This window comes from Sphingopyxis sp. (genome assembly GCF_965279725.1).
GTDB lineage: Bacteria > Pseudomonadota > Alphaproteobacteria > Sphingomonadales > Sphingomonadaceae > Sphingopyxis.
The window spans coordinates 678,490-703,422 of record NZ_CBDIIL010000001.1; the positions used below are offsets into that span (position 1 = coordinate 678,490).

At 64.9% G+C, this 24,933-nt stretch carries 23 protein-coding genes, 1 tRNA gene and 1 pseudogene; 10 read left to right on the plus strand and 15 right to left on the minus strand.

The genetic code is table 11. The annotated features are described in order from the left end of the window. The first annotated feature begins 151 nt into the window (after positions 1-151). Both ACQY6T_RS03200 and ACQY6T_RS03205 read left to right on the plus strand, forming a co-directional pair. A complete protein-coding gene (locus ACQY6T_RS03200; RefSeq protein ID WP_428628340.1) occupies positions 152-1,315 on the plus strand; it encodes an acyl-CoA dehydrogenase family protein in 1,164 nt (387 codons plus the stop codon). A 7-nt stretch (positions 1,316-1,322) separates the two neighbouring features. Further along, on the plus strand, positions 1,323-2,162 hold the full coding sequence (locus ACQY6T_RS03205) for an FAS1-like dehydratase domain-containing protein (RefSeq protein ID WP_428628342.1): 840 nt from the start codon (positions 1,323-1,325) through the stop codon (positions 2,160-2,162). A gap of 24 nt (positions 2,163-2,186) precedes the next feature. On the opposite strand, the pseudogene ACQY6T_RS03210 reads toward ACQY6T_RS03205, so the two are convergent. The 5 genes and pseudogenes from ACQY6T_RS03210 to ACQY6T_RS03230 form a co-directional block, all read right to left on the minus strand. Next, positions 2,187-2,562, minus strand: a pseudogene (locus ACQY6T_RS03210) (transposase); the annotation flags it as partial. Between the two features lie 221 nt (positions 2,563-2,783). Further along, a tRNA-Arg gene (locus ACQY6T_RS03215) sits at positions 2,784-2,860 on the minus strand. A gap of 49 nt (positions 2,861-2,909) precedes the next feature. Beyond that, positions 2,910-3,383 (minus strand): DUF1178 family protein, encoded by a 474-nt coding sequence (locus ACQY6T_RS03220; RefSeq protein WP_428628345.1) that lies wholly within the window; start codon positions 3,381-3,383, stop codon positions 2,910-2,912. Further along, on the minus strand, positions 3,380-3,646 hold the full coding sequence (gene grxC, locus ACQY6T_RS03225) for a glutaredoxin 3 (protein ID WP_428628346.1): 267 nt from the start codon (positions 3,644-3,646) through the stop codon (positions 3,380-3,382). Before grxC ends, ACQY6T_RS03220 begins: the two co-directional genes overlap by 4 nt. A 4-nt stretch (positions 3,647-3,650) precedes the next feature. After that, positions 3,651-4,514, minus strand: a complete 864-nt coding sequence (locus ACQY6T_RS03230; protein ID WP_428628348.1) for a double zinc ribbon domain-containing protein — start codon at positions 4,512-4,514, stop codon at positions 3,651-3,653. Positions 4,515-4,616: 102 nt separating this feature from the next. Here ACQY6T_RS03230 and ACQY6T_RS03235 point away from each other — a divergent pair, with 102 nt between their 5' ends. Beyond that, entirely contained in the window at positions 4,617-5,408 is a 792-nt protein-coding gene (locus ACQY6T_RS03235) for a methyltransferase domain-containing protein (protein ID WP_428628349.1), read from the plus strand. Between the two features lie 9 nt (positions 5,409-5,417). On the opposite strand, the gene ACQY6T_RS03240 is transcribed toward ACQY6T_RS03235, so the two are convergent. Beyond that, a complete protein-coding gene (locus ACQY6T_RS03240; RefSeq protein ID WP_428628351.1) occupies positions 5,418-5,801 on the minus strand; it encodes a (deoxy)nucleoside triphosphate pyrophosphohydrolase in 384 nt (127 codons plus the stop codon). 421 nt (positions 5,802-6,222) lie between these two features. Here ACQY6T_RS03240 and ACQY6T_RS03245 point away from each other — a divergent pair, with 421 nt between their 5' ends. Continuing rightward, complete coding sequence (locus ACQY6T_RS03245) at positions 6,223-6,390, plus strand: Flp family type IVb pilin (protein ID WP_428628830.1); 168 nt, start codon at positions 6,223-6,225, stop codon at positions 6,388-6,390. A gap of 83 nt (positions 6,391-6,473) precedes the next feature. Here ACQY6T_RS03245 and ACQY6T_RS03250 read toward each other — a convergent pair whose 3' ends face one another. The 4 genes from ACQY6T_RS03250 to ACQY6T_RS03265 form a co-directional block, all read right to left on the minus strand. Further along, positions 6,474-7,973: a M48 family metalloprotease gene (locus tag ACQY6T_RS03250; RefSeq protein WP_428628352.1), complete on the minus strand. Its 1,500-nt coding sequence runs from the start codon at positions 7,971-7,973 to the stop codon at positions 6,474-6,476. A gap of 136 nt (positions 7,974-8,109) precedes the next feature. Beyond that, complete coding sequence (locus ACQY6T_RS03255) at positions 8,110-9,057, minus strand: acetyl-CoA carboxylase carboxyltransferase subunit alpha (RefSeq protein ID WP_428628353.1); 948 nt, start codon at positions 9,055-9,057, stop codon at positions 8,110-8,112. A 10-nt stretch (positions 9,058-9,067) separates the two neighbouring features. Further along, positions 9,068-9,997 (minus strand): tyrosine recombinase, encoded by a 930-nt coding sequence (locus ACQY6T_RS03260; RefSeq protein ID WP_428628355.1) that lies wholly within the window; start codon positions 9,995-9,997, stop codon positions 9,068-9,070. 26 nt (positions 9,998-10,023) lie between these two features. After that, positions 10,024-11,838, minus strand: coding sequence for a hypothetical protein (locus ACQY6T_RS03265; protein WP_428628356.1), 1,815 nt, complete (start codon positions 11,836-11,838; stop codon positions 10,024-10,026). Positions 11,839-11,965: 127 nt separating this feature from the next. Between ACQY6T_RS03265 and ACQY6T_RS03270 the strand changes: the two genes are divergently transcribed. Continuing rightward, the gene (locus ACQY6T_RS03270) at positions 11,966-12,541 is read left to right on the plus strand and encodes a shikimate kinase (protein ID WP_428628359.1); all 576 of its coding nucleotides are present in this window, start codon (positions 11,966-11,968) and stop codon (positions 12,539-12,541) included. Then, positions 12,529-13,635 carry a 3-dehydroquinate synthase gene (gene aroB / locus ACQY6T_RS03275; protein ID WP_428628361.1) on the plus strand — a complete coding sequence of 369 codons (1,107 nt, stop codon included), beginning with the start codon at positions 12,529-12,531 and terminating at the stop codon, positions 13,633-13,635. The genes ACQY6T_RS03270 and aroB overlap by 13 nt, the downstream gene beginning before the upstream one ends. Here aroB and ACQY6T_RS03280 read toward each other — a convergent pair. Genes ACQY6T_RS03280 through radA form a run of 4 tightly spaced genes read right to left on the minus strand, consistent with a single transcriptional unit; the run spans position 13,632 to position 17,860 of the window. Beyond that, positions 13,632-15,512: a cation:proton antiporter gene (locus ACQY6T_RS03280; RefSeq protein WP_428628364.1), complete on the minus strand. Its 1,881-nt coding sequence runs from the start codon at positions 15,510-15,512 to the stop codon at positions 13,632-13,634. The genes aroB and ACQY6T_RS03280 overlap by 4 nt on opposite strands. Next, positions 15,509-15,937, minus strand: a complete 429-nt coding sequence (locus ACQY6T_RS03285; protein WP_428628366.1) for an iron-sulfur cluster assembly scaffold protein — start codon at positions 15,935-15,937, stop codon at positions 15,509-15,511. Before ACQY6T_RS03285 ends, ACQY6T_RS03280 begins: the two co-directional genes overlap by 4 nt. Further along, positions 15,934-16,488: a CvpA family protein gene (locus ACQY6T_RS03290; RefSeq protein WP_428628369.1), complete on the minus strand. Its 555-nt coding sequence runs from the start codon at positions 16,486-16,488 to the stop codon at positions 15,934-15,936. Before ACQY6T_RS03290 ends, ACQY6T_RS03285 begins: the two co-directional genes overlap by 4 nt. Before the next feature lie 10 nt (positions 16,489-16,498). Further along, on the minus strand, positions 16,499-17,860 hold the full coding sequence (radA, locus tag ACQY6T_RS03295; RefSeq protein ID WP_428628371.1) for a DNA repair protein RadA: 1,362 nt from the start codon (positions 17,858-17,860) through the stop codon (positions 16,499-16,501). 210 nt (positions 17,861-18,070) lie between these two features. On the opposite strand from radA, the gene fsa reads away from it, so the two are divergent. The 3 genes from fsa to ACQY6T_RS03310 all read left to right on the plus strand — a co-directional run bounded on the left by fsa (position 18,071) and on the right by ACQY6T_RS03310 (position 21,116). After that, positions 18,071-18,721: a fructose-6-phosphate aldolase gene (fsa, locus tag ACQY6T_RS03300; protein WP_428628373.1), complete on the plus strand. Its 651-nt coding sequence runs from the start codon at positions 18,071-18,073 to the stop codon at positions 18,719-18,721. 95 nt (positions 18,722-18,816) lie between these two features. Beyond that, positions 18,817-19,611, plus strand: a complete 795-nt coding sequence (locus ACQY6T_RS03305) for a crotonase/enoyl-CoA hydratase family protein (protein ID WP_428628375.1) — start codon at positions 18,817-18,819, stop codon at positions 19,609-19,611. 2 nt (positions 19,612-19,613) lie between these two features. Then, on the plus strand, positions 19,614-21,116 hold the full coding sequence (locus ACQY6T_RS03310; protein ID WP_428628377.1) for an acetyl-CoA acetyltransferase: 1,503 nt from the start codon (positions 19,614-19,616) through the stop codon (positions 21,114-21,116). A 114-nt stretch (positions 21,117-21,230) separates the two neighbouring features. Here ACQY6T_RS03310 and amaB read toward each other — a convergent pair whose 3' ends face one another. After that, positions 21,231-22,730: an L-piperidine-6-carboxylate dehydrogenase gene (gene amaB / locus ACQY6T_RS03315; RefSeq protein WP_428628380.1), complete on the minus strand. Its 1,500-nt coding sequence runs from the start codon at positions 22,728-22,730 to the stop codon at positions 21,231-21,233. A gap of 181 nt (positions 22,731-22,911) precedes the next feature. Here amaB and acs point away from each other — a divergent pair, with 181 nt between their 5' ends. After that, positions 22,912-24,876: an acetate--CoA ligase gene (gene acs, locus ACQY6T_RS03320; protein WP_428628381.1), complete on the plus strand. Its 1,965-nt coding sequence runs from the start codon at positions 22,912-22,914 to the stop codon at positions 24,874-24,876. Positions 24,877-24,933: the final 57 nt, after the last annotated feature.

Sequence of the window (24,933 nt, forward strand, 5' to 3'; positions counted from 1 at the left end):
ATATCACCTTCGGCTGGCTTCGTGCACCAGCGGTTGTGCCATAACCCGTTTGGCCGCCCCGTTGGAAGTCGCGACACGCTGCTGATTCATCTTGGCGCGCTGCGTCCGCTCGTCCTAAGGCTTGGCCGACGATCATGGAGAGCCAGTGCCAATGTCCGACGCCCAGCCGCAAAGCTACCCCGAAATCCGAGAGGCGGTGCGCCGCCTGTGTGCGGGGTTTCCCGGCGAATATTGGCAAAGGCTGGACCGCGACCGCATTTATCCCACCGAATTCGTCCGGACCCTGACCGAAGCCGGGTTCCTGTCGGTGCTGATCCCCGAGGAGTTTGGCGGATCGGGCCTCGGGCTGGGCGCGGCGACCGCGGTGCTCGAGGAAATCCATCGTTCGGGCTGCAACGGCGGCGCCTGTCACGCGCAGATGTACACGATGGGGACGCTGCTGAAGCACGGGTCGGCAGCGCAGAAGGCGGCGTATCTGCCCGCGATCGCACGCGGCGACCTGCGCCTGCAGGCGTTCGGGGTGACCGAACCAACCGCCGGTACCGACACCACCCGCATTCGCACCTTCGCCAAGCGGGTCGGCGACGATTATGTCGTCAACGGCCAGAAAATCTGGATCAGCCGCGCCGAACATTCGGACCTGATGATCCTGCTGTGCCGCACGACCCCGCGCGAGGACTGCGCCAAATCGTCCGACGGAATGAGCGTGCTGCTGGTCGATATGCGCGAGGCGGTCGGCAACGGCCTGACCGTCCGTCCGGTCCGCACCATGCTCAACCACGCGACGACCGAATTATTCTTCGACGACCTAAAAGTTCCTGCGGCGAATTTGATTGGCGAGGAGGGCAAGGGCTTTCGCTATATCCTGTCTGGCATGAACGCCGAACGCATCCTGATCGCGTCCGAATGCATCGGCGACGGCCGCTTCTTCATCGACCGCGCCGCCGCCTATGCCAAGGAGCGCGAGGTGTTCGGGCGGGCGATCGGTGAAAATCAGGGCGTCCAGTTTCCGATCGCACGCGCTTATGTGCAAATCGCTGCCGCCGCCGAAATGGTCGACAAGGCGGCGCGTCTGTTCGATTCCGGGCAGGACGGCGGGACCGAGGCGAATATGGCGAAAATGCTGGCATCGGAAGCCAGCTGGTACGCCGCCGACATGTGCATCCAGACCCACGGCGGTTTCGGCTTTGCCGAGGAATATGACATCGAGCGCAAGTTCCGCGAAACGCGCTTGTACCAGGTCGCGCCGATCAGCACCAATTTGATCCTGAGCCATGTCGCGACCCACGCGCTTGGCTTGCCCAAAAGTTTCTAGGGCGGTGATGGACGATTTTTCGGACTGGGTCGGGCGCAGCGAAACGCGGCACGACGTCGCGACCGCAGCGCCGCTCGTGGGCTTGGCCGCGCTGCTCGACCATGAAGTCGCCGCGCCGGCGACGGTGCCGCCGCTCGGTCATTGGCTCTATTTCCTGCCCGACGCGCGCCAGTCGGCGATCGGCGACGACGGCCATCCGCGCCGCGACGATGGCGGGCTGTTGCCGCCGGTCCCCCTCCCCCGCCGGATGTGGGCGGGCGGGCGCGTCGAATTCCTCGCCCCCATCGCGATCGGTGCCGACCTCGCTCGCGTTACCACGATAGAAGCGATCCGCGCCAAGCGCGGTGCCAGCGGCGACCTGCTGTTCGTGACCTTACGGCACGACATCGCGGCCGACGGCGTCCCGGCGATCCGCGAGGAGCAGGATCTGGTGTATCGGGCGGCGGCCACCGCGACCCCAGCGTTGGTCGCGGCCCCCGCCACAGCATTGGCGCCCGAGCCCGCTGAAGCGGCCCGGCGCGTCACGCCCGACCCCATATTGCTGTTCCGCTATTCGGCGCTGACCTTCAACGCCCACCGTATCCATTACGACCGCGACTATGCCCGCGATGTCGAGGGCTATGCCGGGCTCGTCGTGCATGGCCCGCTGATCGCAACGCTGCTTCTCGATCATGCGTCGCGCGAAATACCGGGCCTGACGCCCGCGCGCTTCAGCTTCCGCGCCGAAGCGCCGCTGATCGATGGCGCCGCCTTCGACCTCTGCCTGACGCGCGAAGGCAGCGGCGCGCGATTGTGGGCGCGCGACGGAACAGGGCGGACAACGATGCGCGCCGAGGTGACGGCTTGAACGCTTAGGATCAGGACTAATTGATCAGAGCCAGAAGATGACGGTAGCGGCGAGGGCTACGCCGGAGAAGAATGCTTTCGGGCACCGATCGTAGCGTGTGGCGGCGCGGCGGGTTCCTATGGACGATTCCCCGCATCGTCCCTGACCTCACCTCCTTGAGACGACCGAGCATGATCTCGACGCGATTGCGGCGTTTGTAGCGCCGCTTGTCGTATTTTACGGTCTGGTTCCGTATTTTCCGGCCTGGGATACAGGGCGTGATCCCCTTTTCCTGCAAGGCATCGCGGGACCAGTCGGCATCATAGCCTCGGTCGGCCAGCATCCATTGCGCTTGGGGCGGACTGTCGAGCAGAGCGGCAGCGCCAGTGTAATCGCTGATCTGCCCGGCGGTCATGAAGAAGCTGCTGCTGAGGAGGTTGGTGAAGCGCAAACGATTCCTATCGTCTGCGAGTTCGCAGGCTCGTCCGGATTGCACGGGCGCATCTTCGAGACCCTCTTGGTGGGCCTTGGCTAGGACGAGGTGAGACGGGGTCAGGCGTTTGAACGGTAAAATCTGGTGATTGCCATGTGATTGCTAGCGTTAATACGCATTCTTGCAAACTTAGAAAAACGGCGGAAAAATGGTGCACCCGGCGGGATTCGAACCCACGGCCCCCAGATTAGGAATCTGATGCTCTATCCTGCTGAGCTACGGGTGCGCCGCGGTTCGTTTAGCGGCGGCGGGCGCGCAGCGTCAATCGCGCCGGGTCAATTAACGGCGTCCGGCGGGACGATCGGTACCAGCAGCGGCATCGCCGCGATCCCGTCGTCGCGCAGCGCCTGCGCCTCTTGCGCCGACGCTTGGCCGTGGATCAGATCTTCGGCAGCGCGGCCTTCGTGCATCGCGCGCGCGGCATCGGCGAAATCGCGTCCGACCCAGCGCGATTGCGGCAGCATTTCGGCCTGTTTCGCCGCGATCTCGGCCATGACTTTGCGTACCAGTTCCGGGGAAACCTCCCCGCTGGTGGGGACGTCGTCCGACTTGGGGGACCGCTTGACGGTCAATTGGTTGGATTTGGCACCGATGCGCGGCGCCATCGCCGCTTTTTTTACGGCGTTGTCGCCGCATATGGGGCAGGCAATCAGCCCGCGCGCCTGCTGATCACCAAAGCTGTCGCTGCTCGCGAACCAGGCTTCGAACCGATGATCGCCAGCCCTGCAGCAAAGGTCAAAAACGATCAAGGTCCGGACGGATCCAACAGGGGATCGAGCCCGCCACGCGCGTCGAGCGCCGCCATATCGTCGCTGCCGCCGATATGCTGACCATTGATGAAAATCTGGGGGACGGTGCGGGCGCCGCCGGCGCGCGCGACCATCGCATCGAAACCCGCGCGGTCCATCGTCACGTCGATTTCCTGATACGCCGCGCCTTTGCGATCGAGCAGCGCCTTCGCCCGCGAGCAATAGGGGCATAGAAATTTGGTAAAAACTTCGATCTTGGCCATGCGCCTATCCCGTCAGTGTCTGGTCCATCATATCGGAATCCAACGAAGCAAAGTCAATTATGTTGCTCGTCATCAGCGCGTCGGGGACGACCCGCGCCCAGGTCAGCGCGGAGACCCGCGCTGCACCACTACGCCGTAGCACTTTAGCCGCCGCGCGCAACGTCGCACCGCTGGCGTGAACATCGTCGATCAGGACAATATGGCGTCCCGTCGCGCGCGCCTTGCCGTCGTCCGCCAGCGCAAACGCCCCGGCCACGATCCGCTCACGCTCGCGCCGGGTCTTGCCGCGCAGCGAGGCCGTGGATTTGACCCGGAGCAACAGATGATGGTCACGCGGCGCACCTGTCGCGCGCGCCAGTTCGTCGGCCATCAACGCCGCCTGATTGAAGCCGCGCGACCAGAGTCGCCAGCGATGCAGCGGCACCGGTACCAGCAGAATGTCGTCCGCGGCGCCCAGCTCCGCGAGTTGCCGCGTCATCAGCTGCGCCATCAACCGCGCATGACCGGTGCGGCGTCCATATTTAAGGCGCAATGCAACGGTGCGCGCGACTGGGCCGTAAGCGACTGCGGCGGGCGCTCTGTCGAACGGCGGCGGACTGGCGAGACAGGCCCCGCATGCTATCGGCCCGCCCGGCAACGCCGTCGGCAGCGGAATCGAGCAATGCGAACAGGCGGGTCCAGCGAGGAAATCGAGCGACAACCAGCACGTCAGGCAGAATTGCCGGTCTTCACCGACGATGGCCCCGCAACCCGGGCAGCGCGGCGGCAGCGCATAATCGACGATCGCGCGCCCAGTCGTCCGCAGGCCGCGGAGCCATGGTCGGGATGCAGCCCCCGTTTCTTCGACATCGCCTGTCGTTGTCGCCATCGCCGACTTGTGAAGCATCGCCGGGACCGGCACAAGCGGCGCATGTCGCAGCCGCCCCGCCCCCTTTTTTCCGCAGCACGCCATCGCGCCCAGCGCGACCGCATGGCAAGCCGTCCCGCATCGGCCAATTTCCTCGCGCCGATCATCGCCGAAACCCTGCTCGACCGGTTGACGATGGTGACACGCGCGTTTCCGCGGATGCTGCTCATCGGCGCGCATGACCAGACGCTGGCCGATCATTTGCGCGCTACCGGCAGCGACCTGACGATCATCGAGGCGAGTCCCCGGCTCGCGGCCGCCGTCGGCGCGCTGGTCGTCGAAGCCGACGCGGTTGATCTGCCGCTCGCAAGTTTCGACCTCATCGTCTGGCCCGGCGGTCTCGACAGCGTCAATGACGTTCCGGGGGCGCTGGTGCGCTTGCGCGCGTTGCTCGCCCCCGACGGTCTGCTGCTCGGCGCTTTTGTCGGCGACGGCAGCCTGCCTCGCCTGCGCCGCGCCGTGATGACCGATGGGGTGCGCCCCATCGCGCGGCTGCATCCGCAAATCGACCTGGCGGCCATGGGCAACCTGCTCCAGCGCGTGGGGTTCACCCTTGCCGTGGTCGATGTCGAGGCGCTGACGGTACGCTACGGCGACTCGTTCGCGCTCGTCCGCGACTTGCGCGCTGCGGGCCTGTCGAGCCGCCTTGCGCTGGCGCCGCCGCCGCTAACGCGCGAGGAAGCAGCGCGGATCGCTGCGAGCTTTGCGGCTCAGGCCGACTCCGACGGTCGCATCGCCGAAAGCTTTCGCATCGTCCATTTCAGCGGGTGGGCGCCGCATCCCGATCAACCACAGCCAGCACGGCGCGGCAGCGGCACCGCCTCGCTCGCCGCGGCGTTGAAGCCGAGTATTTAAATTCTGACCCTAGATCAGCGCTTCCAGCAAGCCGATCAGCGGCTTGTCGGCAGGCGGCATGGCGAGACCATGCAATTCGACCGGCCGCACCCAACGAAGCGCACTGGCGTGGTGAGCGACGGGGGTGCCGCGCCATTTGCGGCAGACGTAGAGCAGCAACAATAAATGCCGATCGCCCAGCATGTCGCTCGCAAAACAGGCGGGGGCCAAGCAGGCCTTTTCAACGTCGATGCCCAGTTCCTCGGCCAGTTCGCGGATCAGTGCCTGTTCTGGGGTTTCGCCGGCTTCGACTTTTCCGCCCGGAAATTCCCACAACCCTGCCATTGGCAGGCCTTCAGGGCGCTGTTGAACCAGCAGGCGGCCGTCGCGATCAACCAGCGCCGCGGCGACCACGACCAAGTCAGTTTTTTGAGGTTTTCCGGTGCTGAGCACGGACAAAGTGTTAACTTTCCTATGCGATTACGGGCATCCTCGGGAACTATACTTCAGTCAGGGGCGGAACAATGCGCAATCTTTACAGGCTGATGCGGTCGACCAGGGCCGCTACAGCCGTCGAATATGGGCTGATACTAGCTCTGATTTTCCTTGCCGCCGCCAGCACGATAACGGACGTCGGCAATTCGACAACAAATATGTGGACCACGGTTTCGGACGCCACGACGAGCGTGATGTAGCGGGATGTCCATTTTCGGGACTTGATAGATCATTTATCCGGGTTCCGTCATTAAGGTTTTCAAAACCAATTCGTCCTAAACCAACCAATGTTGACCCAGACCAGACCGTCAACAGGGTAAGTGAAATCAGGAGACCAGTCATGAAGTTTATCAAAAAGCTCGTTCGCGACACGAAAGCCGCAACCGCCATCGAATACGGCCTGATCGCCGCTCTGATTGCCGTCGCCGGCATCACCGCAATGGGTGCAGTTGGCAACAGCGTCAGCAGCACCTTCAATAAGGTCGATCAAAATCTGACCAACGCCTAATTTGCGCGACTTCCCGGGTCACCGGGAAATCAAAAAAAGAGAAAGGGGCGGTTCCAGTGGCCGCCCCTTTTTTCGCCTAAAGTTTAGCGGGTCGCATACGCGACGATTTTAACCTTTTGCCCCGGCGTCAAGCGGCTCGACGCGGTCAAACGGTTGAGCACCTGGAACCGCTCCGTCTGATAATTGCTGTACGCCATGCGACGCGCCAGACTGGCCATAGTGTCGCCGCGCCCCACCGTCACCACATCGATCCGCCGCGGCTTGATCGCCGCCGCCTCGGGCGCGCTGAGCCGCCGGACGCTGTTGAACATCGAATTGAACACCGTGCCGCCACCCGCTTTCGTCAGAGTCACGAAGTGAAACGCGCTGCTTCGCGAGAATTCATAGGCAAAGACGGTCACATCGACCTGCCCTGACTGACTGTTGACGCGCGCGGTCGAGTAGGACGCGGGAATACCGCCGACCGTTGTGCGCTGGATCGCACCGGGGCTGATCGCGGTGTTGCCCGCCACCGCCTTGAACGCCGCGGCGATATAGGCGTTCATGTCGCCATTATAGGCCGCAGTCGAAAATTGCGCCTGACCGCCGTTGCCGCTGATCGACACCGCAGCCGCGCCGTTCTGCATACCATAGCCGTTCGGCACCGCGAATTTCAGCCGCAGATCGGGGTGGATGAATTCATTGCCCTCGACGACCCCCTGCGCCGGATCGTCACCATAAAGCACGCCATCGACCGAAGCCAAAAAGGCATCGGCGTTACGATTGCCGCCGCTACCACCTGCGCGGCTCGCCAGCGTCTGGGCGTTGCGCACGCGCGACGCTGGATCGGGGTGAGTGCTCGCCCATTCGGGCAACGACCGCGCATCCCCGCCTGACAGCCGCGCATCGAGGGTGGTCTGGTTGGCGAGGCTGGTCAGCATCGTCGACAAGGCAAGCGGGTCATAGCCCGCACTGCGCAGATATTGGACGCCGAGCTGATCGGCCTCCAACTCCTGGCTGCGCGAGAAGCCCAGTGTCGCATATTGCGCGACTTGCATCGCGTTGTTCTGAACCAGTCCGCCCAGTCCGCCAAGCACACCGCCATTGTCGCCGATCGCGCCGCCCACGACCTGCGCCAGCACGCCCAGGATCGCGTTGCGCGTCGCCGCTTTCTGCCGCTTTTTACTGTGCTGCGCGGCGACATGGCCGACCTCATGCCCCAGCACCCCGGCGAGTTCGGCTTCGTCGTTCATCAGCGCCATCAGCTGGCGCGTGACATAGACATAACCGCCGGGAATCGCGAAAGCGTTGTTCACCGGCGAATTGAGCAGGGTAACGGTGAAATCGCTGGGCGAGCGCGACAGGCCCGACTGGACCGCGATGTTCTGCCCGACGCGGTTCACATAGGCCGCCTGCGCGCCGCTATAGGCGCCGCCGAATTCGGCCATCAACTGCGGATGCGCGTCGGTGCCCTGTTTTCGCTCGGCTGGCGAAATGCTCGTCGCGGTCTTGATCGCCTTCAGCTGCGCGTCGGCCGCGCCCGTCACCGCGATACCGCCGATCGCGAGCGCAGCCGCCAGGGTTTTTCCGGTTTTCCAGCTCATCGAATTGCCTCCCACCATATTCTGCCGGTCAGGGTATCCCCGTCCAGCGACAACGCAAGCCGCGCGATGAATCGCGGCCGGCCGATTTCAAAAAGGGAACGCGATAACCCGCGATCGGGTTCCGCGAGAACCGCGTCTAAGCGCGGCCCATCGCCAGGAATTTTTCTTCGCGCGCAGCAAGGATCGCGTCGCGCGGCATACCGGACAGCGTGTCTAGTTCCTGCGCGATCGCATCGCCCAACGCGGCCATCGCGACTTCGGGGGCCCGGTGGGCGCCGCCGACGGGTTCGGGAACGATGCGGTCGATGATTTTCAGCCCCAGCAGATCCTGCGCCGACATCTTCATCGCCGCAGCGGCATCGGCCGCCTTGTCCGACGTGCGCCACAGGATCGATGCGCAACCTTCGGGCGAAATCACCGAATAGACGGCATGTTCGAACATCAGCACACGGTTTGCTGCCGCCAGCGCAATCGCGCCGCCCGATCCGCCTTCGCCGACGATCGCCGCGATCATTGGCACCCCCAACGCCAGACATTGCTCGGTCGAGCGCGCGATCGCTTCGGCCTGACCGCGCTCTTCGGCCTGGATGCCCGGAAAAGCGCCCGACGTATCGACCAGCGTGATCACCGGCAGGCCGAAACGGTCGGCAAGCTGCATCAGCCGGATCGCCTTGCGATACCCTTCTGGTTTCGCCATTCCGAAATTATGCTTCATCCGCGACGGAATATCGTCGCCCTTTTCATGGCCGATGACCATCACGCGGCGGCCGCGAAAGCGCGCCAGCCCGCCCAAAATCGCCTGATCGTCGCCGAAATTACGGTCGCCGGCGAGCGGCATCCAATCGTCGAACATTTCCGCCGCATAATGTTTGAAATGCGGTCGGTCCGGATGGCGCGCGACCTGTGTTTTTTGCCACGGCGTCAGCTTCGTATAGATATCGCGCAGCATTTTTGAGGACTTGTCCTCCAACCGCGCGATATCATTGTCGATGTTGAGCGTGGGGTCGTCCCCCATCTCGCGCAGCTCGGCGATTTGCCGATCGAGCGCGGCGACCTGTTTTTCGAAGTCCAGAAAGGCTGTCATCGTCGGACCGCTAAGCCGATGGCGCCGCAACGTCAACGTCTGGCAACCCCTGTCCGACCGTCATGCGCGCGAGCGGATGGCGGCGGTTGACCAGCTCGACCAGGCGGCGGCTGTCAACATGGGTGTAGATTTCGGTCGTCGCGATATCAGCATGGCCCAGCATCAGCTGCAGCGCACGCAGGTCGGCGCCGCCTTCCAGCAGGTGGGTGGCAAAGGCGTGGCGTAGCACATGGGGGCTAACCGCGGCCGGATCGATCCCGGCGCGGCCCGCCAGATCCCGGAGCATCTGAAACAGGCGAACGCGCGACACATGGCTCTTGCCCGACGGAAACAACCAGGTGGGGCCGTCGGCGAGCAAAGGAAACCAGCGATCAAGTGCACCGCGAGCGCGGTCGGAGAGCGGCACCAGCCGCTCCTTGTCGCCCTTCCCCCGCACGATCAGATATTCGCGTTCGCCGGCAATTGCGCGCCGCGGCAGCGACACCAGCTCGCTCGCGCGCAGCCCCGACCCGTAAAGAAGTTCGAGCAGCAACAGCATGCGCACCGACGCCGCTGGCGGCGACGTGCCTGCCGCTTCCGCTTCGGCCTGCGTGAACAAGCGCTTGATATCATCGTGGGTCAAAATGCGCGGCAGCGGGCGACGGGTCGTCGGGCGCGCAACATCGAGCGCGGGATTGTCGGCGCGGTCGCCTTCATCGAGCAGAAAGGCAAAAAACTGGCGCAGCGCCGAAAGCTTGCGCGCCGCGCTGCTCGCCGCAAGCGATTGATAATCCGACATCAATTTTCGTAAGATCGCCACATCCGCATCGACGAGCCGACCCGACACGAAATCCGTCGCCTGAGCGAGGTCGCGGCGATAGGCGGCCAGCGTATTGCGCGATGCACCTCGTTCGGCTGCCATCATTTCGAGGAAGCGGTCGATCGCCGCCTCATCAGACATCACGGATGCCCAACGCGCTTGTCGGCTCAGACACGCACCAGCGCTTCGGCGGCGATCATCCGCGCTTCGGACCCGAGGCCCACCTCGCGCAGCGCCCGCACAATATAATAGAGGTGATAGGGCGGCACTTTCGACCACTCGCCTTGCATCCCTGTCGCCGCGAGCAAGGCCACCATGCCCGGTTCGCGCCGCTCGGCTGCGGCCATAATCGCCCGCGACCAGCGCGTCTGCTTGCCCAGATCGACCTCGAGGTCGCCCGCTGCCGACGCAGCGGCATCGGCGTCGATCCGCCCGAGCCCCGCGAGGCCGGCGAGCAGGAATTTCGAGCGCACATAATCCGCGCTATCGTCATTGCCTGAAAATTGCCCGACTACGCCCGCTGTCGTGCCATTCAAAGGTCGCGGCGAACCGACCGCCAAGACGCCCCACGCACGGCTTCCGACCGTGACCGTCGGCACCCAGGCAATCGCATTATCGTCATAGCCGCCCGCCAGCATCGACCCCATCAGCTGCCACGGATCGGCGCCGACATCGGTGTCGATGGGCAGCGCGGCTGCGGCGCGAGCGGTCGCGACCATCGCGGCATAGCGCTGGGTCGGTGCGGCGCCCGTACCCCAGAGCTTCTCCATCGCCGCGTAACGTTCGGCGCCATTCGCCGCGCCAAAGGCGCCGCGCAGCTGATCGGACTGGTTCGCAAGCGCCTCGGCCGGTTCCTCTTCGCTGGCCGCCGCGCTGAGCAGCGATACATAGGCCTCGCTCGACAAGACGCCGCGCGCCGCTGCCTCGGGCGCTGCCGCAATGCGGTGCGCCATGTCGGTCATCGGCGCCAGCACCGTCCAGCCCTTCATATAGGCCGGGGCCGCGGTGCGTAGTCCTTCGGGAACGGGGATCGCGGTCGCGGTCGCCATGCCGAAACGCCAGCTCGTCAGGCGGTCGATATTGTCCCACTCGATCGTGGTCGACCGACGGCTCGCGCCGCTCGCGCCCAAGACGCGTTCGGCCAGCAGAATGTCGAAGTTCGCGATCTTGCCGCTCGACCGCACCCGGCCAATCGCCCAACCCGCTGGCCCGGCCTCGCCCGACAGGCCCGAACAGATGGCGGCCGACAGGCGCCATGCCTGTTCGTCGCCATGCGCGAGTCCGGCGGGAACATAGGGACACATGCCCGCCGGATCGGCGTTGGCCAGATAAGTCTGTTGTGCGGCGGCGACGAGGCGCGGGCTGGCGCGGTCATAATCGACCGACTGGACGATCCAGCGCGCGGCGATCGATTCGCCCATGCGCAGCAGCAGCGACGCGCGATCGGCCGCCAGGTCGGCGCCATTGATCGTATCCGGTGTGTCGATCGCCGACGCCAGCGAGCGGCGCAGCAGAATTTGGCCCCACCGCGAGGCGAGCTGGCCGTTGGTCCGGCGCATGATCGCGGCGGCATATTGACCGCGCACCCCGAACGCATCGGGGCCGAGCCCGCCCGTTTCAGGGGTCAGCGGCCCGATGCGGGTCAGCAGGCGCCGGGCGCCCGGCGGCAGGTCGTACTTCAGCGTCCCGGGCGCGACCTCTTCGCCGTCCTCGCCCTCATCGGCGGCGGCGTCGGTCGTCCCGACGGTCTCGGTGCTGCCGATGGTCGGGTTGACGACTGGCGGGATCACGCCGCCTTTTGGCGTCGCGTTCGGCGTCGGGGCTTGCGACGGCGTCGGCGTCGGGCGCGGCGCGGGGGTTTCGGCCGGATTGCCAAAGCCTTCAGGCAACAGCGACTCCTGGGCGAGCGCGGGCAGCACCAGCGCAGCGGCCAGCGCGGAGCCCGACAGGGCCAAGGTAAGCGTCAGCAGTTTCTTCGTCATCGCGCTGCGCTTTCGGCAATCTTGTCGGCCACGTCCACCTCAATCATTCGCGCCCGCTTGACCGGGCCATCGTCCATCGGCGAAAACCGTTGTTCCGCGCGCCCCTCGCGGTATAGCCGCGCGCATCATGTCGCGAAACCCGAAAAGCCCTTCGCCGAACAGCACCAGCGCCGTCGCCGCCGCGATCCGCGACCGGTCGATCGTGCTTGTCGGGTTGATGGGGTCGGGGAAATCCACGGTGGGCCGCCGCCTTGCCGGGCGGCTCGGCATGCGTTTTGCCGACGCCGATGATGAAATCGAACGTGCGGCCGATATGACGATCGCCGATATTTTCGAACGCTTTGGCGAGGCGCATTTTCGCGATGGCGAACGGCGGGTGATCGCACGGCTGCTGGCGGGGAAGCCAATGGTGCTGGCTACCGGCGGCGGCGCCTTTATCAACGAAGAGACGCGCGCGCTGATCCTGCGGGACAGCCTGTGCATCTGGCTCGACGCCGATATTGCGACGCTGGTCGAGCGCGTCGGGCGCCGCAGCCACCGCCCGCTACTCAAGAACCGCGACCCCGGCGAGGTGCTGGGCGAACTGGCGGCCATTCGCAACCCCATCTATGCCGAAGCGCATCTGCGCATCAGTTCGGCGAGCACGCCGCACGACGACACTGTGCGCTGCATTCTGGAGGCTCTGTCGCAATGGAACAGCTGACCGTCGAACTTGGCGACCGCAGTTATCCGATCCTGATCGGCGACGGGTTGATCCGCGCCATCGGCGAGCATGTCGCCCCTTTGCTAAAGCGCCCGCGGACGATGATCGTCACTGATGCCCATGTCGCCGACCATTATCTGGTACCGCTCGGCACCGCGCTGGCGATGGAGAATATCTCTTTCTCCTCGTTCGTTCTCGAACCGGGCGAAGCCACCAAAAGCTGGGCCGGGCTTGCACGGCTGACCGACTGGCTGATCGGCGAAGGCGTCGAGCGCAGCGACCATGTCATCGCGCTCGGCGGCGGTGTCATCGGCGATCTGGTCGGTTTCGCGTGCAGCATCGTCAAACGCGGCTGCAACTTCATCCAGGTCCCGACCACCCTGCTGGCACAGGTCGACAGCAGCGTCGGCGGCAAGACCGCGATCAACGTCGCCGCGGGCAAGAATATGATCGGCGCCTTTCACCAGCCGGCACTTGTCGTAATCGATCCCATGACACTCGCCACGCTGCCGCGCCGCGACCTCGCTGCGGGCTATGCCGAGGTGGTCAAATATGGCCTAATCAATGACGCCGATTTCTTTGCCTGGTGCGAAGCGCATGGCGAAGCGCTGCTGTCGGGAGATAGCGATGCGCGTCACACGGCGATTGCCCACAGCGTCGCCGCCAAGGCGCGGATCGTCGCTGCCGACGAACGGGAGACACAGGACATTCGCGCCCTGCTCAACCTTGGCCACAGCTTCGGCCACGCGCTTGAGGCAGAAACCGGTTATTCGGACAAGTTGCTCCACGGCGAGGCGGTCGCAGCGGGCATGGCGCTGGCACACCGCTTCTCGGCGGCACAGGGTCTGTGTTCGCTCGCCGATGCCGACCGCGTGGCGGTGCATCTCGCTGCCGTCGGCCTGCCTTATGATTTGACGAGCGCGGGTGTCGAAGCCAGCGGCGCGACGCTCGCGGGCCATATGGCGCACGACAAGAAAGTGCGCGGCGGCAAGCTGCCGCTCATCCTGACCCGCGGGATCGGACAGAGCTTTGTCACCGACGCCTACGGGCTCGATACGGTGGCGGCGTTTCTGGACAGCGAGCGGCCGCGCTAGGCGCCAACCGCCGCCTCGGCCTCTTCCTTGGCCAGCTTGGCCGCGCGGCGCCGTTCGCGCAGCGTTTCGAGCACACTCGCCGCCTGCCGTCCGCCGCCTGCGATAAAACGGTGGTCCATGCCAGCCCGCAGATCACCTTCGCTGATCTGCGCGTCCAGTCGCTCGGCGTCGAGGTGACGCAGCGCCTGTTCGACATCGGCGATCTCATCCTCGCTGACCTCAATCTGCTTGAGCGCCAGCAATCCCAGCGCGATCGAGCTTTCAAAGGTTTCGCGCACCGCGCCGTCGATACCGGCACCGTCGATCGCCATCAGCTGGCGGCGATCAAACACCCGGGTCAAGATCTTGGCATCGGGGAATGCTTTGACGATCGGCGCCATCACCGCGGCATCGAAACTGCGATCGTCGGTGCAGAAGATGATTAGCCGCGCATGCTCTGCATCGGCACGGCGCAAAACATCGATCTTCAGCCCGTCCCCATAATAAACTTTGGTATCGAACCGCCCCGACGTCTCGATCTGGCTCGGCTTTTTATCGATTAGCGTCACCGAGCAATCGACGGCGTTCAGCATCTGCGTCACGATCTGCCCGAACCGCCCGTAACCGACGACAATCGCCGAGCCGCGCGGCGCATGTTCGGGATCGTCGAGATCGGCGGCGACGCTTTCGGGCGCGAATTCCAGGTTGCGCGCGAACAGCATCAGGAACGGCGTCGATATCATCGACAGCGTCACGACGGCGCTGAACAGGCTGGCCGCCTCGGGAACGATCAGCTGCGCTTCGGTTGCCTGGGTAAACAGCAGGAAACCGAACTCGCCGCCCTGGCTCAGGAGCAGCCCGAGCCCAAGCGCGACGCTCCACGGTTTGCCGAACAGGCGCACGATGACGGTCAGCACCGCGACCTTCACCGCAACCAGCCCCGCGGCGAGCGCTACGACGCGCAGGGGGTCGTCGCGGATGACATTGAGGTCGAGCACCATACCGACAGCGAGGAAAAACAGCCCGAGCAGCACCAGGCGGAACGGCTCCACGTCCGCCTCGATCTCATGGCGATAGGGCGAATCGGCCAGCATCACCCCGGCGATGAACGCGCCGAGTGCGGTCGACAGGTGCAGGCTGTGCATGAAGGCGGCGCTGGCGAGAACGACCAGCAGCCCGACGACGACGAAGAGCTCGCGCTCGCCATAACGGCCGATGATCCGCAGCAGCGGATTGACCACGAAGCGCCCGGCGAGAACCAGAACGACGATTGCGCCGACGGTATAAAGCGCCATTTGCCAGCCCGGCGGCCCGGCGGCACTGGCGGGCGCGCGCGATAGCACGGCGATGATCGTGATCATCGGCACGATCGCCAGATCCTGGAACAACAGAATCGAAAAGGCTTTTTCGCCAAAGGGCGAGTTGATCCGGCCCGAACTTTTGAGGCCCGGCAGCACCTGCGCGGTCGACGACAGCGCCAGGGGCAGCCCCAGCGCGAGCGCGGCCTGCCAGCTGAAACCCAAGGTCAGAAAAATAAGGCCGGAGAGGATCAGACCGGTGATCACGACCTGCGCCAGACCCAAGCCGAAAATCGCATGACGCATGTCCCACAAGCGCCGCGGATGGAGTTCCAGCCCGACGAGAAACAGCAGGAATGCAATGCCGATTTCGGCAAAAGCCAGCTTCGATTCGCCGCCGCCGACGAGGCCCAGTCCATAGGGGCCAACCAGCGAACCCGCGATCAGATATCCCAGCACCGCACCCAGGCCAAGACGGCGAAAGAGCAGCACGAACAGCGTCGCGACCCCCAAGAGGATCGCACCTTCGACCAGCGCCGTGTCGCTCGCTTGCTCGGCGGCCACTTCGGTCGCTGCGACGGTCAGCGCAAGCAGGCTCATACGCGCGCGCCCTGCTTATCTAACGCGGCGATCGCGGCGTCGAACGGCAGCAGGATGGCCCCCTGTCGCGCCGGATAGTCGCGGGCGGGCGCGAGCAGGTCGAAACCCGGCCAATCGGGGATGGCGCCGGTACCGGCAAACCAGTCGGCAATCGCATGGCGCGCACTGCGAACCTCATCAACGCTGCGTCCCCTGATGTCGCGCGCCAGCAATGTCGCGGCCGCCTGCCCCAGCGCGCATGCCTCGACATGCATGCCGATACCGGTCACCCGCCCCGCTTCGTCGGCGTCGAGGTCGAGGAGAATGCGGCTACCACATAGCGGCGCACGCGCGCTGGCATGATAACGGGCATCGGGATTGGGCAGATGTTCGGACGTCGCTACCGCCAGCGCCAAAATGTCGCGATTATACAGCGGCGCGCTCATGGCGTCGGCGCGGCCGGCGCGGCCTTCTGCTCGACCTCGGCTTCGCGCGCTTCTGCCCGGCGCTCGGCGATCACCTTGCTCAGCGCCTGGCTCGTCGCATTGAGCGCCGGATAGGTACGGCTGTCGGTCATCCATGTCGGGCGTTGGGCATTGCCATAGCCGATGTCGTAGAGCAGCGTAACAAGCATGAAGCCGATCGCCGCGATCATCAGCCCTTTCACCGCGCCGAACCCGGCCCCGAGCCCGCGGTCGAACCCGCCGACGATCGACGCGCGGCTGCGCTGGCCCATCGCGCGCGATCCCCATTTGGCAAAGGCAAAGACGCCGCCGAACAACAGCACGAACGCCAGCATGGCCGCGCCGCCGCCGCTGCCGACCCAGCCTGTCAACAGTTCGGTGACGATGGGGTGAAAGAAACGCACCGCTGCAATCGCCAATATCCAGGCGAGCAGCGTCGTCACCTCCTGCACCAGGCCACGCGAAAAACCGAGCACCGCACTGCCGCCAACCAGCACCAGCACGACGATATCCAGAGCTGTCAGACTTCCCATTCAGGGGTGGCTAGTCGCGACCGAGCATCAGGTCAACGAGTTCGCCGAGCCGTTCGAAACCGGTCACCGATATTCCGCCGACCGGCTTCATTCCCTTTGGCCCCCAGCCGTTGGAAAAACCGAGCTTTGCCGCTTCGCGCAGGCGCAATCCGTCGTGCGATACCTGCCGCACCTCGCCCGACAGCGACAATTCGCCGAAGACGATGGCGTCGGCAGGCACCGGCCGCTCCGTGAACGCCGAGATCAACGCCGCGGCGACCGCCAGATCTGCCGCCGGATCAGTCAGCCGATAACCACCCGCGATGTTGAGATAGACTTCGGCAGCGCCCATTTGCAGCCCGCAGCGCGCTTCGAGCACCGCGAGTACCATCGCCAGCCGCCCGCTGTCCCAACCGACCACGGCGCGGCGCGGCGTTGCCCCGCTCGCCAGCCGCACGGTCAGCGCCTGCACTTCGACCAACACCGGCCGTGTGCCTTCCAATGCGGGAAAGACCACCGAACCCGGCACATCGCGGCTGCGGTCGGTCAGGAACAGGCTCGACGGGTTGCTCACCTCGCCCAGCCCCTCCTCGCCCATCGCGAACACCCCGATCTCGTCGGTGCCGCCAAAACGGTTCTTCACCGCGCGCAGGATACGATATTGGTGGCTGCGCTCGCCCTCGAACGCCAGCACGGTGTCGACCATATGTTCGAGCACGCGCGGCCCGGCGATCGTCCCGTCCTTGGTGACATGGCCAACCAGCACGATCGCGGCGTCGCTGTCCTTGGCATAGCGGATCAGTTCCTGCGCGCTCGCGCGGACCTGGCTGACTGTCCCCGGCGCGCTGTCGATCAGGTCGCTGTGCATCGTCTGGATTGAATCGATCACGACGAAATCGGCGGTCTGGCGGTCAAGCGTCGCCAATATGTCGCGCACCGAGGTCGCGCTCGCCAGCGCGACCGGTGCATTGCCCAGCCCCAGTCGCTGGGCGCGCAACCGCACCTGCGCCGCGGCTTCCTCGCCGCTGATATAGACGACCGATTTGCCCGCCTGAGCCAGCCGTCCCGCGGCTTGCAACAACAGGGTCGATTTGCCGATCCCCGGATCGCCGCCGATCAGCGTCGCCGACCCGGCGACAAATCCGCCGCCCAGCGCGCGGTCGAATTCGGCAATACCGCAGAGCATCCGTTCAGGCATCTTGCTGTCGGCATCGAGCGTTTCGAGCGCGATCGTCCGCCCGCCCTTGCTGAGGTCGTGCTTGGCCGAAAACACGGTTTCGCCCGCCTCCTCGACCAGCGTGTTCCACTCGCCGCAATCGGCGCACTGCCCCTGCCAGCGATAGGTCGCCGAGCCGCAATTCTGGCAGACATATTGGCGTTTTGCTTTGGCCATGCGGATCGCATAATCGGAACAAACGTGGAACGCTAGCCCTTTCCTCATTCGTCACCCCGGACTTGATCCGGGGTCCATGCAGCGCCGCTGCTATGGATGCCGGATCAAGTCCGGCATGACGAACGGGGGTGAGGACGGTTCATATTTTGCCCGCACTGTTCTAGGGCGGACGCAACCACCGAATCGCTCTTCCGACAGAAAGCCCGCGCCATGAAATTCTTCGCCGACACCGCCGAAATCGCCGACATCCAGGAGCTCGCCGCAACCGGCCTGCTCGACGGGGTCACCACCAACCCGTCGCTGATCGCCAAGTCGGGCCGCGATTTCAAGGAAGTGACCAAGGAAATCTGCGCCATCGTCAACGGCCCGGTGTCGGCCGAGGTCGTCGCGCTCGACCATGAAACGATGATGAAAGAGGCGGAGATTCTGCGCAAGATCGCCGACAACGTCTGCATCAAGGTGCCGCTGACGATCGACGGGCTCAAGACGTGCAAGGCGCTGACCAGCGACGGCACGATGGTCAATGTCACGCTGTGTTTTTCGGCCAATCAGGCGCTGCTGGCGGCAAAAGCCGGCGCGACTTTCGTCTCGCCGTTCGTCGGCCGCCACGACGACAATGGTTTCGACGGCATGGCTTTGATCGCCGACATCCGCCTGATTTACGACAATTACGCCTATCCGACCGAAATCCTGGTCGCCAGCGTCCGCCACGGCATCCACGTGCTCGAAGCCGCCAAAATCGGCGCCGACGTGATGACTGCCCCGCCGTCGGTGATCAAGGGGCTGTTCAAGCATGTCCTGACCGAAAAGGGCATCGAAGGCTTTATGGCCGATTGGGCGAAGACCGGGCAGTCGATCTGACCCTGTGCCGTCGTCGCCGCCAAGGCGGGGCGACGGTTAGCAGTTGACGTAAACGTCAACCAACCGCGATACTCCTGCCAAAGGGAGAGATTCGCATGACCGACACAACCATCCTTACCGAGCGCCAGGGCTATGTCCTCATCGTCACGATCAACCGGCCCGAAGCGCGCAACGCGGTCAACGCTGCGGTCCATATCGGCATCGGCACGGCACTCGAAGAAGCAGAAAACGATCCAGAAATCCGCGTCGTCGTCATCACCGGTGCGGGCGAGAAGAGCTTTTGCGCCGGCGCCGACCTCGTCGCGCTGTCGCGCGGCGAAAGCCTCTACCCCGACGATCCAGCGCAGCAAGCGTGGGGCTTTGCCGGCATGGTGTCGCACCCGATCTCGAAACCGATCATCGCTGCGGTCAACGGCTTCGCCTTTGGCGGCGGCTGCGAAATCGCGTTGATGAGCGACATCATCATCGCCGCCGATCACGCGCAATTCGGCCTGCCCGAGGTCAAGGTCGGGCTGTTCGCCGCGGCGGGCGGCGCCTTTCGCCTCGCCCAGCAAATCCCGCGCAAGCTGGCGATGGAATATATGCTGACCGGCGACCCGATCCCCGCCGCGCGCGCCGCCGAGTTCGGGCTGGTCAACCATGTTGTCCCGCTCGCCGACCTGCTGCCTACCGCCATCGCGCTGGCCGAAAAAATCGCCGCCAATGCGCCGCTGTCGGTGCAAGCGTCGAAGCGCGTCGCACTCGGCATCCACGAGCGCCGCATCGCCGCCGACGCGCCCTATTGGGAAGCCAACACGCTAGAGCGCACCGCGCTGATGCGCAGCGAGGACGCCCGGGAAGGCCCGCGCGCCTTCGCCGAAAAGCGCAAGCCGGTGTGGAAGGCCTGCTAAGCATGGCCATGACCGACCCCGAGCGTATCCCCGTCATCATCGGCGGTGGGCAGATCAACGACCGCCCCGCCGATCCCTATGAAGGGCTGGATTCGCTTGGGCTGATGGTGGAGGCGCTGAAAATCGCGGCGGCAGACGCTGGCGTATCGCTGGCCGATCTCGACAGCCTCGCGATCGTCGACCAGATCAGCTTTCACAGCTTGGGCAAATTGTGCGACCCGCTCGCCGCCGCGATCGGCGCGAACCCGGCGGTCAACTACCAGTCTGCCGCGCCGCACGGCGACACCCCCGTACGCCTGCTCAACGAAGCGGCGAACCGCATCGGCGCGGGCGAGATCAAGCTCGCCGCGATCGTCGGCGCCGAGGCGTTGCGCACCGCCGCCGGCCGCGCCGCCCAGGCGGCGAGCGGCGAGGACAAAAGTTATAACGCGATCCGCAAGGTCGCGACGCGGCGCGAGCCCAACTATGCCCAACTCCACGGCCTCGCGGCCCCGGTCGACGTCTATCCGCTTTACGAAAACGCGACGCGCGCGGCGTGGGGTCAGAGCCTCGCCGAGGCACAAACCGAAAGCGCAGAAATCTGGTCGCGCTTTTCCGAGGTCGCCGCCGCGAACGAAGGCGCGTGGATCCGCAAGCCTGCGACGCCCGAAGATATCCTGCGCGTCGATGAGCGCAACCGCCCGATCGCATTTCCCTATTCGAAACTGATGGTCGCCAATTCGTCGGTGAACCAGGGCGCCGGCTTTATCGTCGCCAGCCTTGCCGAGGCGCGGCGGCGCGGGATCGCCGAGGACCGGCTGATCTATGTCGGCATGGGCGCCGCAGCGAAGGAACCCGCAAGCATCCTCCACCGCGACCGTTATGACGGCAGCGTCAGCATGGAGACGTCGATCGCGCGTACACTCGCATTGAACGCGATGACCGCCGACGATTTCGATTGCGTCGAACTTTACAGCTGTTTCCCTTGCGTCCCCAAGATGGCGCGGCGCATTCTCGGATGGTCATGGGATCGCCCTGCAACGGTGTTTGGCGGCCTGACTTTCGGTGGCGGCCCGATCGCCAATTATATGAGCCACGCGATCGTCTCGATGGTCGACAAGCTGCGCCGCGAAGGCCGCTATGGCTTCCTGTTCGCCAACGGCGGCTTTGCCACCGACAATCATTGCATCGTGCTGGGCAAGGCGCCGATAGCGGTCGCGATTTTCCCGCAAGACTTCGACTATCAGGCGGAAGCCGAAGCAAAGCGCGGCGCGGTGCCGCCACTGGTCGAGGATTATGCCGGTACGGCCGTGATCGAAAGCTACACGATATTTTACGGCCGCGACGGCACCCCGAAAGCCGGGGTCGTCGTCGCCCGCACCCCTGACGACAAGCGCACCTTGGCGAATGTCGATGTGAGCGACGCGGCGATGCTGGCGTTCCTGACCGACGGTGAGCACGAGCCGGTGGGCACAACGGGCCAGGTCGTCGCGCTTGAAGAAGGCTTCGGATGGCAGTCAGCTTAGATTTCTGAAACCCGTTCGTGTCGAGCGAAGTCGAGACACCCCTAAGGCGCGCACGACCGATGGGCATCTCGACTTCGCTCGATGCGAACGGCGATTTGGATTATGTTCTCGCCGTCAGATCTCGAACGAAACCCCCTGCGCCAGCGGCAGCGCGTCGGAATAATTGATCGTATTGGTGGCCCGCCGCATATAGGCTTTCCAGCTGTCCGATCCGGACTCGCGTCCGCCACCCGTTTCCTTTTCGCCGCCGAACGCCCCGCCGACTTCAGCCCCGCTTGTCCCCAGATTGACGTTGGCGATGCCGCAATCGCTTGCCGCAAGAAAGCGTTCTGCCTCGCGCAGGTCGGTGGTGAAGATCGCCGACGACAGCCCGGCGGCCACGTCGTTGTGCTGGTCGATCGCCGCACCTAGGTCGTAATAGCGCATGACGTAAAGGATCGGCGCGAACGTCTCTTCCAGCACTGGCCCGACCTGTCCCGGCATTTCGACCAGTGCGGGCTTTACATAAAAGCTCGCACCATCGCCAACCCGTTCGCCGCCGTGCACGACGCCGCCCGCGCGTCGCGCTGCGGCCAGCGCCTGGTCCATCGCCTCAAAGGCCGCGCGGTCGATCAGCGGGCCGACGAGCACGTCGCCGGTCAGCGGGTTGCCAACGGCCACGCTGGCATAGGCGGCCTTCAGCCGCGCGACGAAGCCGTCATAGATGCTGTCGTGGACGAACAGCCGCCGCGTCGTCGTGCAGCGCTGCCCCGCCGTTCCCATCGCGCCGAACGCCACCCCGCGCAGTGCAAGGTCGAGGTCGGCCGATGGCGCAACGATCACGCCATTGTTGCCGCCAAGCTCGAGGATCGCGCGCGCAAAGCGCTGCGCCAGCCGCGGCGCCACCGCGCGGCCCATGCGCGTCGAGCCGGTCGCCGAGATCAGCGCGACACGCGTGTCGTCGACCAACGCCTCGCCCACCTCCCGCTCGCCGATCAGCAGTTGCGACAGGCCGTCCGGCGCGTCGCCGAACCGCGCCACCGCGCGATCGAACACCGCTTGCACCGCCAACGCGGTCAGCGGCGTCTTTTCCGACGGTTTCCACACGACGCTGTTGCCGCAGACCAGCGCGAGTGCGGCGTTCCACGCCCACACCGCAACCGGAAAGTTGAACGCCGAAATCACCCCGACGACGCCGAGCGGATGCCAAACCTCCATCATCCGGTGGCCCGAGCGCTCGGTCGCCATGGTGAGGCCATAGAGCTGGCGTGACAGGCCGACGGCAAAATCGCAGATGTCGATCATTTCCTGCACCTCGCCCGCGCCCTCGGACGGGATCTTGCCCGCCTCGATCGTCACCAGCTTGGCCAGATCGTCCTTTGCCGCGCGTAGTTCTTCGCCCCACAATCGGATCAGCTCGCCGCGGCGCGGTGCGGGGACATGGCGCCAGGCGCGGAACGCCGCACTTGCCTTGTCCAGTGCATCGCCGGTTGTGGCGGCGTCGGCGACCTTCACCATCGCCAGCCGCTCGCCGGTCAGTGGCGTGACCGACGGCAGCGACCCGTCGATCCACAACGCGCGGTCGACTCCTATTCCGTCAAGCAGACGCCCGACTTCTTCGCCGATCACGGCCATCTTCTTTCCTTTCGCGATACTCTCGCGCTGCCTCTAAACGCCCTCGCCCGTTCGTGTCGAGCGAAGCATGTCCCGAGCAAGTCGAAGGGTCGAGACACCCCGAAGTCGTATGCGACCATGGGCATCTCGACTTCGCTCGATGCGAACGGCTATGAGAAGGGCGAATAGAGGAGAGCCAATAGTGTCCGAACTGCCGCCGTCCGAACCTTTTGTCCCCGTTCCTGCCGATGCCGCCGCGAACACGCATTGCAGCGCCGCCGACTACGACCGGCTTTACGCGCAGAGCATCACCGATCCCGACATCTTCTGGGCCGAACAGGCGAAGCGGATCGACTGGATCACCTCGCCGACGAAGATCGGCAACTGGTCTTACGACCCGGTTGCGATCCAATGGTATGAAGATGGCTTGCTCAATCTCTGCCACAACGCGGTCGATCGCCACGTTGCGGTCGGCCATGGCGATCGCACCGCGATCATATTCGAACCCGACGCCCCCGATGGGGAGACGCGGACGATCAGTTACGCGGCGCTGCTCGCCGACGTCATCCGCTTCGCCAATACGCTGAAGAAAATGGGCGTCCAAAAGGGCGACCGCGTCACCATCTACATGCCGATGATCCCCGAGGGGGCAGTCGCGATGCTGGCCTGTGCGCGCATTGGCGCGGTGCACAGCGTCGTGTTCGGCGGCTTCTCGCCCGAGGCGATCCACGGCCGCATCGAGGATTGCGCCAGCGACTGGGTGATCTGCGCCGACGAAGGACGGCGCGGCGGCAAGACCGTGCCGCTCAAGGCCAATGTCGACAAAGCGCTTGAGCGTGTCGATGTGAAGGCGGTTCTCGTCATCGCCCACACCGGCGGCGACGTTGCGATGCAGGAGGGCCGCGATCATTGGTACGACGCGTTGTCGGCCGATGTCGGCGACACCTGCCCGTGCGAGCCGATGAATGCCGAGGACCCGCTGTTCATCCTCTACACCTCGGGATCGACTGGTAAACCGAAGGGCGTGCTCCATACCGTCGGCGGCTATTCGGTGTGGACCGCCAGCACCTTCCACTACGGTTTCGATTATCGCCCCGGCGAGATTTTCTGGTGCAGCGCCGATATTGGCTGGGTCACCGGCCACAGCTATGTCGTCTATGGCCCGCTGCAAAACGGCGCGACAACGCTGATGTTCGAAGGGGTGCCAAACCACCCCGACCACGACCGCTTCTGGCAGGTCGTCGACAAGCACCGGGTCAACATCCTCTACACCGCCCCGACCGCGATCCGCGCGCTGATGCGCGAGGGCGATAACTATGTGACCCGCCACGATCTGTCGTCGCTCCGTCTGCTCGGCAGCGTCGGCGAGCCGATCAACCCCGAGGCTTGGCGCTGGTATAGCCATGTCGTTGGCAAGGACCGCGTGCCCGTCGTCGATACCTGGTGGCAAACTGAAACCGGCGGCATCATGATCACCACCCTGCCCGGCGCACATCCCGCGCAACCGGGCAGCGCAGGGCGCCCCTTTTTCGGCGTCCGCCCGCAGCTCGTCGATGCCGAGGGCGGCGTGCTGGTCGATGAACAAACCGGCGGGGCGGCCGAAGGAAATCTCTGCATAACCCACAGCTGGCCCGGACAAGCGCGGACGATCTATGGCGACCATGCGCGCTTCGCCGAAACCTATTTCTCGACCTACAAGGGCAAATATTTCACCGGCGATGGCTGCCGCCGCGATGCCGAAGGCTATTGGCGCATCACCGGGCGCGTCGACGATGTCATCAACGTGTCGGGCCACCGCATGGGCACCGCCGAGGTCGAAAGCGCGCTGGTGCTGCACGAGGATGTCGCCGAAGCCGCGGTCGTCGGCTTCCCGCACGACATCAAGGGCCAAGGCATCTACGCCTATGTAACGCTCAACGCCGGGGTCGAACCTACCGAAGAGGTCGCCGCGGCGCTCAAGCAGCAGGTCCGCAAGGAAATCGGTCCGATCGCGACCCCCGACCATATCCACCTCACCCCGGGGCTCCCCAAAACGCGGTCGGGCAAGATCATGCGCCGCATCCTGCGCAAGATCGCAGAAAACGACTTCGGCTCGCTGGGCGATACGTCGACGCTGGCCGATCCGAGTCTGGTCGATGGGCTGATCGAGGGGCGGAAGAACAAATAGCCTCAATCGTCATCCCGGACTTGATCCGGGATCCATTGGGACGGAGCGCCCTTGGAC